The 16207-nt window shown below is 69.6% G+C and carries 15 protein-coding genes; 12 read left to right on the top strand and 3 right to left on the bottom strand.

Features of this window, described 5'->3' with window-relative positions; all coding sequences use genetic code 11:
- The first annotated feature begins 5 nt into the window (after window positions 1-5).
- The 6 genes from fmt (at window position 6) to BW39_RS27265 (ending at window position 4827) form a co-directional block, all read left to right on the top strand.
- The gene (gene fmt, locus BW39_RS27290) at window positions 6-989 is read left to right on the top strand and encodes a methionyl-tRNA formyltransferase (protein ID WP_043825327.1); all 984 of its coding nucleotides are present in this window, start codon (window positions 6-8) and stop codon (window positions 987-989) included.
- Window positions 986-1849: an AzlC family ABC transporter permease gene (locus BW39_RS27285; protein WP_043825325.1), complete on the top strand. Its 864-nt coding sequence runs from the start codon at window positions 986-988 to the stop codon at window positions 1847-1849. Before fmt ends, BW39_RS27285 begins: the two co-directional genes overlap by 4 nt.
- Window positions 1849-2184: an AzlD domain-containing protein gene (locus BW39_RS27280; RefSeq protein WP_012202761.1), complete on the top strand. Its 336-nt coding sequence runs from the start codon at window positions 1849-1851 to the stop codon at window positions 2182-2184. Before BW39_RS27285 ends, BW39_RS27280 begins: the two co-directional genes overlap by 1 nt.
- Before the next feature lie 193 nt (window positions 2185-2377).
- Window positions 2378-3571, top strand: a complete 1194-nt coding sequence (locus BW39_RS27275) for a phosphoglycerate kinase (RefSeq protein WP_043783159.1) — start codon at window positions 2378-2380, stop codon at window positions 3569-3571.
- A 120-nt stretch (window positions 3572-3691) separates the two neighbouring features.
- Complete coding sequence (locus tag BW39_RS27270) at window positions 3692-4231, top strand: hypothetical protein (RefSeq protein ID WP_012202759.1); 540 nt, start codon at window positions 3692-3694, stop codon at window positions 4229-4231.
- Window positions 4228-4827, top strand: a complete 600-nt coding sequence (locus BW39_RS27265) for a FlgO family outer membrane protein (RefSeq protein WP_043825323.1) — start codon at window positions 4228-4230, stop codon at window positions 4825-4827. The genes BW39_RS27270 and BW39_RS27265 overlap by 4 nt, the downstream gene beginning before the upstream one ends.
- A gap of 74 nt (window positions 4828-4901) precedes the next feature.
- Here the strand turns inward: BW39_RS27265 and BW39_RS27260 are convergent, their stop codons facing one another.
- A complete protein-coding gene (locus BW39_RS27260) occupies window positions 4902-5783 on the bottom strand; it encodes a DMT family transporter (RefSeq protein ID WP_043825322.1) in 882 nt (293 codons plus the stop codon).
- Between the two features lie 88 nt (window positions 5784-5871).
- On the opposite strand from BW39_RS27260, the gene pyrF reads away from it, so the two are divergent.
- From pyrF to BW39_RS27240, 4 genes are all read left to right on the top strand, one after another.
- Window positions 5872-6699, top strand: coding sequence for an orotidine-5'-phosphate decarboxylase (pyrF, locus tag BW39_RS27255; protein WP_012202756.1), 828 nt, complete (start codon window positions 5872-5874; stop codon window positions 6697-6699).
- Between the two features lie 20 nt (window positions 6700-6719).
- Complete coding sequence (locus tag BW39_RS27250; RefSeq protein WP_012202755.1) at window positions 6720-7625, top strand: LysR family transcriptional regulator; 906 nt, start codon at window positions 6720-6722, stop codon at window positions 7623-7625.
- Window positions 7626-7780: 155 nt separating this feature from the next.
- The gene (locus BW39_RS27245; RefSeq protein WP_043825320.1) at window positions 7781-8764 is read left to right on the top strand and encodes a Bug family tripartite tricarboxylate transporter substrate binding protein; all 984 of its coding nucleotides are present in this window, start codon (window positions 7781-7783) and stop codon (window positions 8762-8764) included.
- 150 nt (window positions 8765-8914) lie between these two features.
- Window positions 8915-9892 (top strand): succinylglutamate desuccinylase/aspartoacylase domain-containing protein, encoded by a 978-nt coding sequence (locus BW39_RS27240; RefSeq protein ID WP_043825318.1) that lies wholly within the window; start codon window positions 8915-8917, stop codon window positions 9890-9892.
- A gap of 21 nt (window positions 9893-9913) precedes the next feature.
- Here the strand turns inward: BW39_RS27240 and BW39_RS27235 are convergent, their stop codons facing one another.
- On the bottom strand, window positions 9914-11068 hold the full coding sequence (locus BW39_RS27235) for an NAD(P)/FAD-dependent oxidoreductase (protein WP_043825444.1): 1155 nt from the start codon (window positions 11066-11068) through the stop codon (window positions 9914-9916).
- A gap of 8 nt (window positions 11069-11076) precedes the next feature.
- On the bottom strand, window positions 11077-14103 hold the full coding sequence (uvrA, locus tag BW39_RS27230) for an excinuclease ABC subunit UvrA (RefSeq protein WP_200871553.1): 3027 nt from the start codon (window positions 14101-14103) through the stop codon (window positions 11077-11079).
- Between the two features lie 350 nt (window positions 14104-14453).
- Between uvrA and BW39_RS27225 the strand changes: the two genes are divergently transcribed.
- Window positions 14454-15629, top strand: coding sequence for an MFS transporter (locus BW39_RS27225; RefSeq protein WP_043825316.1), 1176 nt, complete (start codon window positions 14454-14456; stop codon window positions 15627-15629).
- Between the two features lie 160 nt (window positions 15630-15789).
- A partial coding sequence (ssb, locus tag BW39_RS27220) for a single-stranded DNA-binding protein (protein WP_043825314.1) occupies window positions 15790-16207 on the top strand: 418 nt, incomplete at its 3' end.

Raw genomic sequence — 16207 nt, 5'->3', positions numbered from 1 at the left:
ATTGCATGAGAGTCATTTTTGCCGGCACGCCCGAGTTCGCGCGCGTTGCCCTTGAACGCCTGCTCGCCGCGGGCTTTACCGTCCCCCTGGTGCTGACCCAGCCCGACCGTCCCGCCGGGCGCGGCATGAAGCTGCAGGCCTCGCCCGTCAAGCAGTGCGCGCTGGAGCATGGCATTGCCGTGGCCCAGCCGCGCAGCCTGCGCCTGGACGGCAAATACCCCGAAGAGGCCGCCGCCGCCCGCGCCGCCATCGAAGCGGCCCAGGCCGATGTCATGGTCGTGGCCGCCTACGGGCTGATCCTGCCGCAGTGGGTGCTCGATACGCCCCCGCGCGGCTGCCTGAACATCCACGCCAGCCTGCTGCCGCGCTGGCGCGGCGCCGCGCCCATCCACCGCGCCATCGAGGCCGGCGATGCCGAGACCGGCGTCACCATCATGCAGATGGACGCGGGCCTGGACACGGGCGACATGTGCCTCATCGAGCGCCTGCCCATCACCGCCGACGACACCACGGCCAGCCTGCACGACAAGCTGGCCGACCTGGGCGGGCGCCTCATCGTCGAGGCGCTGGAGATGAGCGCCTGCGGCGGCCTGCCGCGCACGCCCCAGCCCGCCGAGGGCGTGAACTACGCGCACAAGATCGAAAAGGCCGAAAGCCAGATCGACTGGCGCCAGGATGCCGAGGCCATTGCCCGGCGCCTGCGCGCCTTCAACCCCTTCCCGGGCGGCGCCACGCAGTACGGCGATGAAGCCATCAAGGTCTGGGAGGCTCACGCCGACCCCGCCATCGCCGTGGCGACGGCAGCCCCCGGCACCGTGCTGTCCGCAGGCGCCGACGGCGTGCGCGTGGCCTGCGGCCATGGCGTGCTGTGCATGACGCTGCTGCAGCGCGCGGGCGGCAAGCGGCTGGCGGCGGGCGATTTCCTGCGCGGCTTCGATCTGCCTGAAGGAGCCGTTCTGGACGGTGCTGCCAGCGGCGGCACGCCATGAACCTGCAGCCCCTGGTGGAGCGCGCACGCGGCATTGCGCGCGATCCCGCCTTCATGACCGGCGTGCGCGACATGTCGGGCACGGCGCTGGGCATAGGCGCCTGGGGCCTGGTCACGGGCGTGGCCATGATCAAGAGCGGCATGTCCCTGCCCCTGGCGCTGTTCATGGGCCTGCTGGTCTATGCCGGCAGTGCCCAGCTGGCCGTGCTGCCGCTGATGGCCGTGGGCGCGCCCATGTGGGTGGTCTGGTTCACGGCCATCTGCGTGAACCTGCGCTTCGTCATCCTCAGCAGCATGTGGCGCAGCTACTTTGCCCACCTGCGCCTGCGCCACCGCCTGGCCATTGCCTATTTCAGCGGCGACGTGATCTTCGTGGGCTTCATGAAGCGCTACCCCGATGCCCGGCCCCAGCCCGAGCAGTTGCCCTATTTCTGGGGTGCCGCCTCGACCAACTGGCTGGCCTGGCAGATCCCGTCCACGCTGGGCATCCTGCTGGCCGACCAGGTACCCCTGTCCTGGGGACTGGGCTTTGCGGGCGTGCTGGCCCTGATGGGCGTGCTGCTGTCCATGCTCAACGACCGTGCCACCTGGGTGGCAGGCGTGGTTGCGGCCAGCGCGGCCGTGGCGGCCTTTGCGCTGCCGCTCAAGCTCAATATCCTCGTGGCCATCGCTGCAGCCGTGGCCGCAGGCCTGCTGGCGGAAACGCTGCAGCAGCGCCTGCGCGCCCTGCAGGCGCCTGAAAAAGGGGAGTCGGGCCCGGTGATTCTCCCGCCCGATACAGCCCATGGCGAGCGCCATGCCCGGCTGCCGCTGGACGAAGACGCCCGGACCGTGCAAACCAAGGAAAAGGAAACGCTCTGATGGATCTGTCCTGGCTGTGGCCCTGGCTGGCCTGCGTGGGCCTGGCGGCCATCACGCTGTTCACACGCGCCTTCTTCCTGATTCCAGAGCGCGAGGTGCCCCTGCCGCAATGGCTCAAGCGCGGCCTCAAGTACGCGCCGCTGGCGGCCCTGGCGGCCGTGATTGCGCCCGAGATCGTGATGACCAACGGCCGGCTGATCTCCACCGTGGTCGATGCGCGCCTGCCGGCCCTGGCTTGCGCGGTCATGTATTTTTTTTACAAGCGCAGCATCATGGGAACGATCGCGCTTGGCATGGCGGTCTATCTGCCACTGCATATCGGCCTGGGCTGGTAGGCGCAGCGCGGCCAAGAGCGGCCGAGAGCGCCCGGCTCCCCGGCTGAAACCGGATTACAGGCGGCTCCCGATGCCCCGGATCGCCGGTGCGCACGCCCGCTGCCGGGGCGGGCACGCCGCCTACAATGGCCGCGCTTTACCTCTTTTTCGTTTCAATTCCATGGCGATCGCCACCGATCGCAACGCCGCCGTCATGAACATTCTCCGTTTCTCCGATCTGTGCGCCCAGGGCAAGGCCCAGGGCCAGCGCGTCTTCATCCGCGCCGACCTCAACGTGCCCCTGAACGATGCCGGCGAGATCACCGAGGACACGCGCGTGCGCGCCTCCGTGCCCGCCATCGAGATGGCACTGAAGGCCGGCGCCGCCGTGATGGTGACCAGCCACCTGGGCCGCCCCACCGAAGGCGAGTTCAAGCCCGCCGATTCGCTGGCGCCCGTGGCCCGCCGCCTGGGCGAGCTGCTGGGCCGCGAAGTGCCCCTGGTCGCCGACTGGGTGGACGGCGTGCAGGTGGCGCCCGGCCAGGTCGTGCTGCTGGAGAACTGCCGCGTGAACGTGGGCGAGAAGAAGAACAAGGAAGAACTGGCCCGCAAGCTGGCCGCGCTGTGCGACATCTTCGTGCACGACGCCTTCGGCACTGCCCACCGTGCCGAGGGAACCACCTACGGTATCGCCCAGTTCGCGCCCATTGCCTGCGCGGGACCGCTGCTGTCGGCCGAGATCGACGCCATCACCAAGGCCCTGGCCAACCCGCGCCGCCCGCTGGCCGCCATCGTGGCCGGCTCCAAGGTGTCGACCAAGCTGACCATCCTGCAGTCGCTGGCAAAGAATGTGGACCAGCTCATCGTGGGCGGCGGTATTGCCAACACCTTCATGCTGGCCGCGGGCCTGAACATCGGCAAGAGCCTGGCCGAGGCCGATCTGGTCGGCGAGGCCCGCGCCGTGATCGACGCCATGGCCGCACGCGGCGCCGAGGTGCCGATTCCCACCGACGTGGTGGTCTCCAAGACCTTTGCGGCCGACGCGCCCGCCACCGTCAAGAAGGCCACCGAAGTGGCTGACGACGACATGATCCTGGACATCGGCCCCGAGACCGCCGCCCGCCTGGCCGAGCAACTGCGCAAGGCCGGCACCATCGTCTGGAACGGCCCCATGGGCGTGTTCGAGTTCGACCAGTTCGCCAACGGCACCAAGGTCGTGGCCCAGGCGATTGCCGAGTCCGACGCCTTCAGCATCGCCGGTGGCGGCGACACCCTGGCCGCCATCGCCAAGTACGGCATCGAGGACAAGGTCGGCTACATCTCCACGGGCGGCGGCGCCTTCCTGGAGGTGCTGGAAGGCAAGACCCTGCCTGCCTTCGAGATCCTGCAAAAGCGCGCCAACGGCTGAGCACGGCAACATCCGGATACGGGGCACTTTCTTGTCAGTGCCTCGCGGCGAAGCCACAATCGACACTTTGCGCAGCTGCAGCAATCCGCCGCAGCGCGCCCCCGCACCGAGGAGAAATCCATGCGATCGTTCAAATCCGCTGGCGGCCTGGCCCTGGCGGGCCTCTGCCTGGCCCTGGCGGGCTGCGTCAATGCACCGATGACCAGCTACTTCGAAGCCACGGCCCAGCCCAAGATCGGCGCTGCCGGCCACTGGGACTCCGTGGCCAACGATGTCGTCGCCAAGACGCTGGAAACACTGCAAAAGACCGGCATCGAGCGCACCACGCCGGTCCACGTGGCCCTGCCGGCTGAGCCCAGCCAGTTCGACAAGGGCTTTCGTGAGCTCATCATCACCAAGCTCGTGCAAAGCGGCGTGACCGTCATGCAGCAGCCGGCCCAGGCCCAGCTGCAGGTGAGCTACGGCGCCCAGGTCGTGCGCCACGGCAAGCGCCTGCCCAACCCCGAACTCGTGCTGACGACGACGGTGGTGCGCAACAACCAGTACCTGGCGCGCAAGACGGACGTCTACTACCTCGAAAAGAGCGACGCCGTGCTGTTCACGGCCGAGGACGAGCGCCCCGAATTCCCCGCCAAGAACCTGAAGGTGGTGGGCCAATGACACTGCGCACGCCTTTCCTGCCGGCCGCGCTGGCTGCGGCGGCCCTGCTGTCCGCCTGCGCCGTGCCCGCTCCCGCGACCACGCCCGAATCGTCGGCCGCGCGCCGCGGCGAGCCCACCTACCAGTCGGCCGCAGCCAACCCCTTCATCGCCAGCAGCCGCGCTGCCGTGGACGAGCTGGTCAAGGGCCTGAACACCGAGGAACTGGGCGAGGCGCCCGTGCTCGTGGCCACCGTGGTCAACGTCAACGACCTGACGCGCTCGGCCCCCCTGGGCCGCACGCTCAGCGAGCTGTACGCCTCCCAGCTGTCCGCCAAGGGCTACAACGTCAAGGAGCTGAAGCTGCGCGGCGATGTGTACGTCAAGGAAGGCACGGGCGAGCTGCTGCTGTCGCGCGAGATCAAGGACATCGCCCGCAACCACAATGCGGCCCTGGTCCTGGTGGGCACGTACTCGGCGGCTGCCAAGTACACCTATGTGAGCCTGAAGCTGGTTCGCACCGACGACAGCCGCATCGTGCGCAGCCACGACTACGCGCTGCCCAACAACATCGACATCCAGCGCCTGCTGGGCGCCCCGGCCACGGCGCAACGCTGAGGCCATGCAGCCTGACTGCGCCCGTGTGCGCAGTCAGGCTGCGTCGTCTTCTCCCAACCTTCCCCTGCTTGCCCTCAGCGGCCGCGCGCCGGCCACAGCACCGAGGCGATGGCCACCACCATCAGCGCCACGGCCGTCCAGTCCTGCCAGTGCAGCACCTCGCCCAGCCACCAGGCACCGCTGAACACGCCCAGCACGGGGATCATCATCACGCTCAGCGTGGACGCCACGGGCGGCAGGCTGCGCGCCAGGAAGAACCAGACCGTCTGGCCAAAGCCCAGCACCAGCACGCCGTTGAAGACGATGGCGCCCGTGGCCTGGGCGTCGGGCCAGTGCCACAGGTGGCGCTCGAAGACGAAGGCCAGCACCGTGAGCGTCAGCGCGGTCAGCGCCACCATCCACAGCGTCATCGTCAGCAGGGGCACGGGCACCTCGGCGCGGCGCAGCTTCTGCGTGCCGAAGGCCCAGCTCAGCGCGGCGGCCAGCATCAGGCCCACGCCGATGGGGCGGCTGCCCAGGGCGCCGACCTCGTGCCACAGCAGCAGGAGCACGCCCGCCAAGGCCGCCGCCACACCCGCCCAGGCACGCGGCGCCAGCCGGTCATGGAAGAACAGGCTGCCCAGCACGGCCGAGAAGATGGGCATGGTGTAGCCCAGGATGGCCGCCCGCCCGCTGGACAGCATGGGGATGGCAATGATGATCAGGCTGTTCCACAGCACCATGTTGAACAGCGTCAGCTGCGCCAGCTGGGGCCAATAGGCGCGCGGCACGGCCAGAGGCAGGCGGCGCCAGACCACGAAGGCCGCCAGGATGGGCAGCCCCACCCACATCGAGGCCATGCGGAAACTCAGCGGCGGGAAATGCTGCACGCCCAGCTTCATCACCGGCCAGTTGATGCCCCAGATCAGGGTCAGCGCGATCAGCAAAAGGATTTGTCGGGCGGTGAAGGCAGGCATAGGCCGCCGATTGTGCCCGCGGGCCGCCAGGCCCGCTGGATGCCCGGCGACAGGCCCCGGGAAGGGCCGATCGCTAAAATCGCGCCCCATGACCTTTCTCGACATGCTGCGCAATGCCACCGCCCAGAACCAATCCATGCTGTGCGTGGGCCTGGACCCCGAACCCAGCCGCTTTCCTGCGGCCATGCGCGGCGATGCAAGCAAAATCTACGACTTCTGCGCCGCCATCGTCGACGCCACGGCCGACCTGGTGAACTCCTTCAAGCCCCAGATCGCCTACTTCGCGGCCCACCGCGCCGAAGACCAGCTGGAAAAGCTCATGGCCCACATGCGCGCCGTGGCCCCCCATGTGCCCATCATCCTGGACGCCAAGCGCGGCGACATCGGCTCCACGGCCGAGCAATACGCCAAGGAAGCCTTCGAGCGCTACGGTGCCGATGCCGTCACCCTGTCGCCCTTCATGGGCTTCGACTCCATCACGCCCTACCTGCAGTACGAGGGCAAGGGCGCCTTCCTGCTGTGCCGCACCTCCAACCCCGGCGGTGACGACCTGCAGGCCCAGCGCCTGGCCGATCTGCCGGGCCAGCCCCACCTGTTCGAGCATGTGGCGCGCCTGGCCCAGGGGCCCTGGAACACCAACGGCCAGCTCGGCCTGGTGGTGGGCGCCACGCGCCCGCAGGAAATCGAGCGCGTGCGTGAATTCGCGCCCTCGCTGCCGCTGCTGATTCCCGGCGTGGGCGCCCAGGGGGGCGATGCCGTGGCCACGGTCAAGGCGGCGCGCATCGGCGGCGGCCCCATCATCATCAATTCCTCGCGTGCGGTGCTCTATGCATCGCAGGGCGACGACTTCGCTGCCGCCGCGCGCACCGCCGCCCAGGCCACGCGCCAGACGCTGCAAGACGCAGCCGCCGCCTGAGACGGCAGGGAAGCCCGGCCATGCAAGGCAAATGGCTGGAAGACTTCCTGCTGCTGGCCCAGGAGCGCAGCTTCACGCGCGCGGCCGAGCTGCGCCATGTCACCCATCCGGCCTTCGGGCGTCGCATCCGCGCGCTGGAGGCCTGGGCCGGCACGCCCCTGGTCGAGCCCGGCGGCGGCCCCGTGCGGCTGACGCCGGCCGGCGAAGCCTTCCGCGACACGGCCGAGCAACTGGTGCGCACGCTGGCCCAGTCGCACGATGAACTGCAGGCCGTGGCCGGGCGCCAGGCCCGCGTGATCACCCTGGCCACGGGGCGCACGCTGGCGCGCACCATCGTGGCCGACTGGCTGACGCGCCACGGCAGCGTGCTGCAGACGGCCGAGCTGCGCGTGGTCACGCGCACGCTGGACGAGACCGTGGCCATGCTGCAGCGCGGCGAAGTCAGCTTCACGCTGGTCTACCACCACGCCGCCATTGGCGTGCGCCTGGACGGCCGCCAGTTCAGCTACCTGACGGTGATGCAGGACAGGCTGGTGCCCGTGGCCCGCGCCGATGCCCAGGGCCGTCCGCTGTACGAGCTGTCGGCCAGCCACCAGCCCGTCGCTCCCGTGCCCTACCTGGCCTTCTCGCACAGCATGGCCCTGGGCCGCCTGGTGGAAGACCACCTGGCCCGGCATCCGCTGGCGCCGCGCCTGCGCCGCTGCGTGGACTGCGACTCGGCCGACGCCCACTACGAATACGTGCTGCGCGGCCTGGGCCTGGCCTGGATGCCGTGGTCCATGGTGCGCGGCGACTGCCAGGCCGGCCGCCTGGCCGTGGCCGGCGACCCGGGCCTGGAAGTGCACTTCGACGTGCGCCTGTACCGTCCCAAGCGCCACCTGGGCCCCGCGGCCGAGCAGTTCTGGAGCGACATCACGGGCGCCTGACGGGTGCATGCATGCGCCCTCCTGGTGCAAACCCGCACCGCGCTGTGGAACAAGCGGGTTTTGGTGCTGCAATGGCTCCACCTCGTGCCGAATCAGCACCAAATGCCTGGGTAGTCCTTCGCACAATCAATCTCATACATTTCAGGAATAACCCCATGCCCAGCAACTCCCTCCTGCGCCGCACCGCCCTGGCCTGCGGCCTGCTGATCGCCGCCACCGGCAGCGCCTTGGCCGACGACGCCGCCAGCTACCCCAACCGCGCCATCACCATGATCGTGGGCTACCCCGCCGGCGGCAGCACCGACCTGGTGGGCCGCTTCGTGGCCGATGGCCTGGCCTCGCGCCTGGGCCAGCCCGTGGTGGTGGAGAACCTGGGCGGCGCAGGCGGCGCCATCGGCGCGCAAAAGGCCGTCAAGGCCACACCCGACGGCTACACGCTGTTCGTGGGCGCCAACAACGAGCTGGCCATCGCACGGCTGATCAACAAGAGCATCAAGTACTCCATCGGCGACTTCACGCCCATCGGCATGATCGGCTCCCAGCCCATGGTGCTGGTGGCCTCGCAGAAGGCCGGCGTCAAGACCGCCGCCGAGTTCAGCGCCCTGGTGGCCAAGAACCCGGGCAAGTTCAGCTACGGCAGCTCGGGCGTGGGCACGGCATTGCACCTGGCCGGTGAAATGATCAAGGAGCAGGGCAAGCTGCACATGACCCACATCCCCTACCGCGGCGTGGCGCCCCTGACCACGGACCTGGTGGGCAACAACATCGAGTTCGGCATGTTCGTGCTGTCCTCGGGCCTGCCCCAGATCCGCGCGGGCAAGGTCATCGCCCTGGGCACGACGGAGGCCAAGCGCTCGGCCATCACGCCCGACATCCCGGCCCTGTCCGAGCTGCCCCAGTACAAGAACGTGGACATCAACGTCTGGTTCGCGCTGATGGCGCCCAAGGGCCTGCCCGCACCCGTGGCCGCCAAGGTCAAGAAGGCGCTGGACGAGACCATGGCCTCGCCCGAGTTCCGCAAGAAGATGGAAGAGGCAGGCTCGGTGGTGGCCGATCCCAAGACGGATGCCGGCAAGTACATCAACGCCGAGATCGCCAAGTACACCAAGATCGTCCAATTCGCCCATATTGAGAACTAAATAACCCCCTGAGTCGCTTCGCGCCTTCCCCCTTGAAGGGGGACGACAGCCTCGCTGCGGGGCGGCCCTTGCTCGCTGTCCCTCGCCTGGGTCATGCCAGTTCCAAAGGCAGTGCGCATTGCATCAGGGTTGTAGACCACGGAGTGAGTGATGGAAACTTTGCGATTTGATCTTCCCCTGCCCGACCTGAGCGCCTGGCGCGCGGGCAATACCGGTACCGAGGGCGTGTGGCAATTCGACTCGGGACGCCCGGGCCGCCACGTGATGATTTCCGCGCTGGTGCACGGCAACGAGATCTGCGGCGCCTGGGCCGTGTCCGGGCTGCTTCAGGCCCTGAACAACGGCCTGGCGCTGGACAACGGCCGCCTGACCCTGGTGCTGGCCAACCTCGATGCCTTCGACCGCTTCGACGCGGCCAGCCACGATGCCTCGCGCTTCGTGGACGAGGACATGAACCGCCAGTGGATAGACGCACGCATCGACGAGGGCAGCACCCGCGAACGCCGCCGCGCCGCCGCGCTGCGCCCCTTCGTGCAGCAGGCCGACTGGCTGCTGGACCTGCATTCCATGCACGAGCCCTCGGCCCCGCTGCTGCTGACCGGCATGCAGCCGCGCAACCGCGATCTGGCACGCCAGATGGGCGCGCCGGCGAACATCGTCGTGGATGCCGGCCACAAGGACGGCACGCGGCTGCGCGACTACGGTCGCTTCGGCCTGCCCGACGCCGAGGCCGGCGACTCGCGCTCGCTGCTGATCGAATGCGGCTTCCACGGCGATCTGGCCAGCCGCGACGTGGCGCACGACCAGTGCCTGCGTTTCCTCGAAGTGGCCGCCATCTTCGACAACAGCGCGTTGCACGCCGCCCTGCCCGGCTGGAAGCAGGCCGACGCACCGGCCCAGTGGGCGCTGGAAGTCACGGCGCCCGTGGTGGCCAAGAGCAGCGGCTTTCGCTTCACGGCGCCGTTCACGGGGCTGGAGCGCTTCGAGAAGGCCGGCACGGTGATCGGCGACAACGATGGCGAGCCGGTGATCACGCCCTATGGCGACTGCGTGCTGGTCATGCCCTCGGTGCGCCAGGCGCGCGCGGGCGTGACCGTGGTGCGCTTCGCGCGGCGCTCGCCGCTCTGAGCGGCACGCTTCAGCCGAACCTCAGCCGCGCTGGCAGCGCGCGGGCGACAGCCGTTCAGGCTGCACGCCCTGCGCGGCCAGGCGCGCATCCAGCGGCTCGCCGCGCAGCAGGTTGCGCGCCAGCAGGCTGTAGCCGAAGGCACTCTGTATTCCGTAGCCGCCCTGGGCGGCCACCCAGAAAAAGCCCGGCAGCGGCGCAGGCGAGGCATCCCAGCCCACGGCCATCTCGCCATCGGCCACAAAGCTGCGCAGCCCGGCCCAGGTGTGGGAGGGGCGGCGGATCTGCAGCGTGGTCACTTCCTCGATGCGCCAGATGCCCGTGGCCACGTCCAGCTCCTCGGGCGCCACGTCCTGCGGCGCCACGGGGTCGGCGTTGGCGGGCGAGCCCAGCAGCTGGCCTGCATCGGGCTTGAAGTAAAAGCCCTCGTCGGCGCTGATCACGGCGGGCCAGTGCGCGGCGTCCATGCCTTCGGGCACGGCAAAGGTGAAGGCACTGCGCCGCTTGGGCACCAGGCCGATGGGCGCTGCGCCCGCCAGCGCGCCCAGCGCATCGGCCCAGGCGCCGGCCGCGTTGACCACGCAGCGCGTACGCACCTGGCTGCCGTCGGCCAGGTCCACGGTCCAGACACCGCCGTCCTGCGCCAGCGCACGGACCTCGGCGCTGCAGCGCAGCTCGCCGCCGCACTGGCGCAGGCCGCGCAGGAAGCCCTGGTGCAGGCCATGCACGTCGATGTCGCGCGCGCCGTCGTCCGCAAAGCCATCGACCAGCAGCGCGGTATTCAGGCAGGGCACCAGAGCCTTGAGTTCATCGGGGCCCAGGCGCCGCGCATGGGGCGAGTGCAGGAGCGCCTCGGCATGGGCGGCATCGAGCAGGTCCTTCTGCGCGGCCGTGCCCACATAGAGCACGCCGCGCGGCGCCAGGATGGGCGCCTGCACAAAGCCTTGCGGCGGCTGCTCGTAGAAGGCGCGGCTGGCGCGCGTCAGCGCCTGGACCTGCAGCGGGCCATAGTGCTCCTCATACAGCGCGGCCGAGCGGCCCGTGCTGTGGTAGCCGGGCTGGGATTCGCGCTCCAGCACCAGCACCGAGGCGCCGCCATCGCGCGCCAGCTGCCAGGCCACCGAGGCACCGGCCATGCCCGCGCCCACCACCACGAAATCACGGATGCTGCTGTCCATGGCCAGCCTCACTTTGCGTTCTTGCGGCCTGGCTTGGCCTGCGCAGGAGCCGACGCTGCCTCCAGATAGGGCCGCAGATAGCGCCCCGTATGGCTGGCCGGGTTGGCCGCCACGTCCTCGGGCGTGCCCGTGGCCACCACCTGGCCGCCGCCCGAGCCACCTTCGGGGCCCATGTCGATGATCCAGTCGGCCGTCTTGATCACGTCCAGGTTGTGCTCGATGACGACGATGGTGTTGCCCGCATCGCGCAGCTGCTGCAGCACCTTGAGCAGCAGGGCGATGTCGGCGAAGTGCAGGCCCGTCGTGGGCTCGTCCAGGATGTAGAGCGTGCGTCCCGTGTCGCGCTTGGACAGCTCCTGGGCCAGCTTGACGCGCTGCGCCTCGCCGCCCGACAGCGTGGTCGCGCTCTGGCCCAGGCGGATATAGGACAGGCCCACGTCCAGCAGGGTCTGCAGCTTGCGGGCGATGGTGGGCACGTCCTTGAAGAAGGCATGGGCGTCCTCCACCGTCATCTCCAGGATCTGGGAGATGTTGCGACCCTTCCACTGCACCTCCAGCGTCTCGCGGTTGTAGCGCTGGCCGTTGCAGATGTCGCAGGGCACGTAGACGTCGGGCAGGAAGTGCATCTCCACCTTGACCACGCCGTCGCCCTGGCAGGCCTCGCAGCGGCCGCCGGCCACGTTGAACGAGAAGCGCCCGGGGCCGTAGCCGCGCTCCTTGGCGGTGTTGGTCTCGGCCATCAGGTCGCGGATGGGCGTGAACAGGCCCGTGTAGGTGGCCGGGTTGCTGCGCGGCGTGCGGCCTATGGGCGACTGGTCCACATTGATGACCTTGTCGAAATGGCCCATGCCGATGATGTCGTCGTGCGGCGCGGCCTCGCCGCCGGCGCGGTGGATCTGGCGCGCGGCCTCGGTATAGAGCGTGTCGTTGACCAGGGTGCTCTTGCCCGAGCCCGAGACGCCGGTCACGCAGGTCAGCAGGCCCACGGGAAAGTCCGCCGTCACGCCCTTGAGGTTGTGACCGCGCGCGCCCACCACGCGCAGGGCCTGCAGTTGCGGCGCGCCGGGGGCAGTTGCGTTGTCGGGATTGGCGGAGGGCTGCTGGGTGCGGGCAGGGAAGCCCTTGGCCGCTGGCCGGGCCTCGCCCTCGGCCGTTGCCTCCAGCACGGGTTGCCAGGGCGTGCGCCGCCCAGGCACTTCGATGCGCTGGGTGCCCGCCAGGTAGCGGCCCGTGGGTGAATCGGGATTGGCGCGCACCTCTTCGTAGCTGCCCTGGGCCATGACGCGGCCGCCATGCACGCCAGCGCCGGGCCCCAGGTCGATGATCTGGTCGGCCGCGCGCATCATGTCCTCGTCGTGCTCGACCACGATGACGCTGTTGCCGATGTCGCGCAGGTGCTGCAGCGTGCCGATGAGCTTGTCGTTGTCGCGCTGGTGCAATCCGATGCTGGGCTCGTCCAGCACATACATCACGCCCGTCAGGCCGCTGCCGATCTGGCTGGCCAGGCGGATGCGCTGGGCCTCGCCGCCGGACAGGGTGTCCGCGCCGCGCTCCAGGCTCAGGTAGCTCAGGCCCACGTCGTTGAGGAACAGCAGGCGCGAGGCGATCTCGCGCACCACCTTGCCCGCGATCTCGGCCTTGGCGCCCGACAGCTGCAGGGACGCGCACCAGGCATGGGCCTCGGCCAGCGTGGCATGGCCCACCTCGTAGATGGCGCGTGCCTGCTCGCCCTCGCCGATGCGCACGAAGCGCGCCTCGCGGCGCAGCCGCGTGCCGCCGCAGTCGGGGCAGACGGCGACGCTGCGCAGCCGCGCCAGATCGTCGCGCACCACGCTGGACTCGGTCTCGCGCCAGCGCCGCGTGATGTTGGGGATGATGCCCTCGAAGGGATGGCTCTTGACCATGGACTCGCCCTTGCGCGCGCCGCTGTCGAAGACGTAGCTGAAGGGCATTTCCTCCTCGCCCGAGCCCCAGAGCACCACATGGCGCACCTTCTCGGGCAGCTCCTCGAAGGGCAGCTCCACATCGGTGCCGTAGTGGCGCGCCACGCTCTCCAGCATGGAGAAGTAGTAGCCGTTGCGCCGGTCCCAGCCCTTGACGGCGCCGCTGGCCAGGCTCAGCGTGGGGAAGGCGACCACGCGCTCGGGGTCGAAGGACTCCGTGCAGCCCAGGCCGTCGCAGCCCGGGCAGGCGCCCATGGGCGAGTTGAACGAGAACAGGCGCGGCTCCAGCTCGGGCAGCGAATAGCTGCACAGCGGGCAGGCGAACTTGGCGCTGAAGAGGTGTTCCTTGCCGCTGTCCATCTCCAGGGCGATCACGCGGCCGCCGGCGTCGGCGCCACCCGCGCGCAGGGCGGCCTCGAAACTCTCGGCCAGGCGCTGCTGGGCGTCGGCGCGCACCTTGAGGCGGTCGATCACCACGTCGATGTCGTGGCGCTCGTTCTTCTCCAGCGCGGGCAGGGAATGGGACTCGTGGATCTTGCCGTCGATGCGAAAGCGCACATAGCCCTGGGCCTGCATCTGCGCGAACAGCTCGGCGAACTCGCCCTTCTTGTTGCGCGCCAGCGGCCCCAGCACCATGAGGCGCGTGTCCTCGGGCAGGGCCAGGGCCGCATCCACCATCTGGCTGATGGTCTGGGACTGCAGCGGCAGGTTGTGGTCGGGGCAGTAGGGCGTGCCGGCGCGTGCGAACAGCAGGCGCAGGTAGTCGTTGATCTCGGTCACCGTGCCCACGGTGGAGCGCGGGTTGTGGCTGGTGGCCTTCTGTTCGATGCTGATGGCGGGCGACAGTCCCTCGATCAGGTCCACATCGGGCTTGTCCAGCCGCCCCAGGAACTGGCGCGCATAGGCCGACAGGCTCTCCACATAGCGGCGCTGGCCCTCGGCATACAGCGTGTCGAAAGCCAGGCTGGACTTGCCCGAGCCCGACAGCCCGGTGATCACCACCAGCCGGTTGCGCGGAATGTCCAGGTCGATGTTCTTGAGGTTGTGCGTGCGCGCACCTCGGATGGCGATGCGTGACTGCGCCAGCGCCAGGCCAAGGTAGCGGCCGTCGGGCTGGGAGCGGGAGTCGGCGGCCCGGTCCAGGCCGCCGTCTTCGGAAATCGTGTGGGAACCAGGCATCGGGAAACCCCCTGCGAAGGCGAACCCGCCATGATAGGTCAGAACCCGTGCCACCGCATGGCGGCTCGGTCTGCGGGGCGGCAGGGCCTTCTGCGGCGCCCCTTCACAAAACTGTCTTGCATAACCCAGCCACCCCGCAGCGCCGGCCTATGGGCGAGAATGGCGGATTGCTTGCCCCCACAACAGTGCACCCCGTGCTCGATTCCCCCACACCCGTCCACGGCGCCCAGGCGCCAGCCCCCTCCTCGGCCGCATCGGGCCGCATGACCTCGCAGGAACGCCGATCCAGCGCCAGCCTGGCGCTGATCTTTGCGCTGCGCATGCTGGGCCTGTTCCTGGTGCTGCCGGTGTTCGCGCTGGAGGCCCGCAAGTACCCGGGCGGGGATGATCCGGCCATGATCGGCCTGGCCATGGGCCTGTACGGGCTCACCCAGGCCGTGTTCCAGCTGCCGCTGGGCCTGGCTTCGGACCGGTTCGGGCGCAAGCGCGTCATCGTCGCCGGGCTGCTGGTCTTTGCCGCGGGCAGCCTGCTGGCGGCCACGGCCGACTCGCTGCTGGGCCTGATGTGGGGCCGGGGCCTGCAGGGCGCAGGCGCCGTCTCGGCTGCCGTGACCGCGCTGCTGGCCGACCTCACGCGCGACAGCGTGCGCACCAAGGCCATGGCCATGGTAGGCGGCAGCATCGGACTCATGTTCGCGCTGGCCCTGGTGCTCAGCCCCCTGCTGGCGGCCTGGGGCGGGCTGCCTGGCATCTTCGGCCTGACCTGCGCCCTGGCGCTGGCGGGCATTGCCGTCGTGCTCTGGGTCGTCCCGCCCGAGCCCGCGCGCCACGCCGACCAGCCGCGCGGCCGCATGGCCGAGCTGTGGCGCCATGGCGATCTGGTGCGCCTGAACCTGGGCGTCTTCGTGCTGCACACCGTGCAGATGTCCATGTGGGTGGCCGTGCCCGCCATGCTGGTGCAGGCAGGCCTGGACAAGCAGGCGCACTGGCATGTCTACCTGCCGGCCGTGGTGCTGTCCTTCGCCGCCATGGGCGGCCTGTTCGCCATGGAGCGGCGCGGGCGCCTGCGCGCGGCCCTGCTGGGCGCCATCGCCCTGATCACCCTCGTGCAGATCGGCCTGGGCCTGCTGGCAGTCGGTGGCGCGCAGCCGCCGCTGTGGGCCATGGCCGTGCTGATGTTCGTGTTCTTCTGCGGCTTCAACGCGCTGGAAGCCACCCAGCCCAGCCTCGTCTCTCGCATGGCCCCGGCCCCGCTGCGCGGCGCGGCGCTGGGCGCCTACAACACGCTGCAATCGCTGGGCCTGTTCGCAGGCGGCGCGCTGGGCGGCGCCGTCGCCAAATGGGCCGGCATGCCGGGCCTGTTCACCCTGACGAGCGTCCTGGCCGTGCTGTGGCTGGTCGTCACCTGGCCGCTGCGCCCCGTGGGCCGCCACGGCTGAACGGCGGATTTTCAGACGGTTACAAGCCTCCGCCACAGGCGGTTGCCACGGGATATCCGCCCCCTGCCATCGGCGGACGGCTTGCGGCACAATGGCGCGTCTGGCCCGGGATCCATCCCTCTATGCCCGGGCCACTTCCCTATGTAAAGGTATTTCACTCATGGCATCCGTCAACAAAGTCATCATCGTCGGCAACCTCGGACGCGACCCCGAAATGCGCACCTTCCCGAGTGGCGATCAGGTGGCCAACGTGACCATCGCCACCACCGACCGCTGGCGCGACAAGAACACCGGCGAGAACAAGGAAGCCACCGAGTGGCACCGCGTGGTCTTCAACGGCCGCCTGGCCGAAATCGTGGGCCAGTACCTGCGCAAGGGCAGCCAGGTCTATGTCGAAGGCAGCCTGCGCACCCGCAAGTGGACCGACCAGGCCAGCGGCCAGGAACGCTACGCCACCGAAATCCGTGCTGACAGCATGCAGATGCTGGGCAGCCGCCAGGGCGGCGGCGGTGGCCAGCAAGGCGGCGGCTACGGCGATGAAGGCTACGGCGACAGCGGCTACGACGCCCCTCCCCAGC

The organism is Delftia sp. RIT313, assembly GCF_000632165.1.
Taxonomy (GTDB): domain Bacteria; phylum Pseudomonadota; class Gammaproteobacteria; order Burkholderiales; family Burkholderiaceae_C; genus Comamonas; species Comamonas acidovorans.
This window is presented reverse-complemented; position numbering and strand designations above follow the sequence as displayed.

Coding starts and splice junctions, on each gene's coding strand:
- fmt (WP_043825327.1), top strand. CDS start 6: ATGAGAGTCATTTTTGCCGGCACGCCCGAGTTCGCGCGCGTTGCCCTT.
- BW39_RS27285 (WP_043825325.1), top strand. CDS start 986: ATGAACCTGCAGCCCCTGGTGGAGCGCGCACGCGGCATTGCGCGCGAT.
- BW39_RS27280 (WP_012202761.1), top strand. CDS start 1,849: ATGGATCTGTCCTGGCTGTGGCCCTGGCTGGCCTGCGTGGGCCTGGCG.
- BW39_RS27275 (WP_043783159.1), top strand. CDS start 2,378: ATGAACATTCTCCGTTTCTCCGATCTGTGCGCCCAGGGCAAGGCCCAG.
- BW39_RS27270 (WP_012202759.1), top strand. CDS start 3,692: ATGCGATCGTTCAAATCCGCTGGCGGCCTGGCCCTGGCGGGCCTCTGC.
- BW39_RS27265 (WP_043825323.1), top strand. CDS start 4,228: ATGACACTGCGCACGCCTTTCCTGCCGGCCGCGCTGGCTGCGGCGGCC.
- BW39_RS27260 (WP_043825322.1), bottom strand. CDS start 5,783: ATGCCTGCCTTCACCGCCCGACAAATCCTTTTGCTGATCGCGCTGACC.
- pyrF (WP_012202756.1), top strand. CDS start 5,872: ATGACCTTTCTCGACATGCTGCGCAATGCCACCGCCCAGAACCAATCC.
- BW39_RS27250 (WP_012202755.1), top strand. CDS start 6,720: ATGCAAGGCAAATGGCTGGAAGACTTCCTGCTGCTGGCCCAGGAGCGC.
- BW39_RS27245 (WP_043825320.1), top strand. CDS start 7,781: ATGCCCAGCAACTCCCTCCTGCGCCGCACCGCCCTGGCCTGCGGCCTG.
- BW39_RS27240 (WP_043825318.1), top strand. CDS start 8,915: ATGGAAACTTTGCGATTTGATCTTCCCCTGCCCGACCTGAGCGCCTGG.
- BW39_RS27235 (WP_043825444.1), bottom strand. CDS start 11,068: ATGGACAGCAGCATCCGTGATTTCGTGGTGGTGGGCGCGGGCATGGCC.
- BW39_RS27225 (WP_043825316.1), top strand. CDS start 14,454: ATGACCTCGCAGGAACGCCGATCCAGCGCCAGCCTGGCGCTGATCTTT.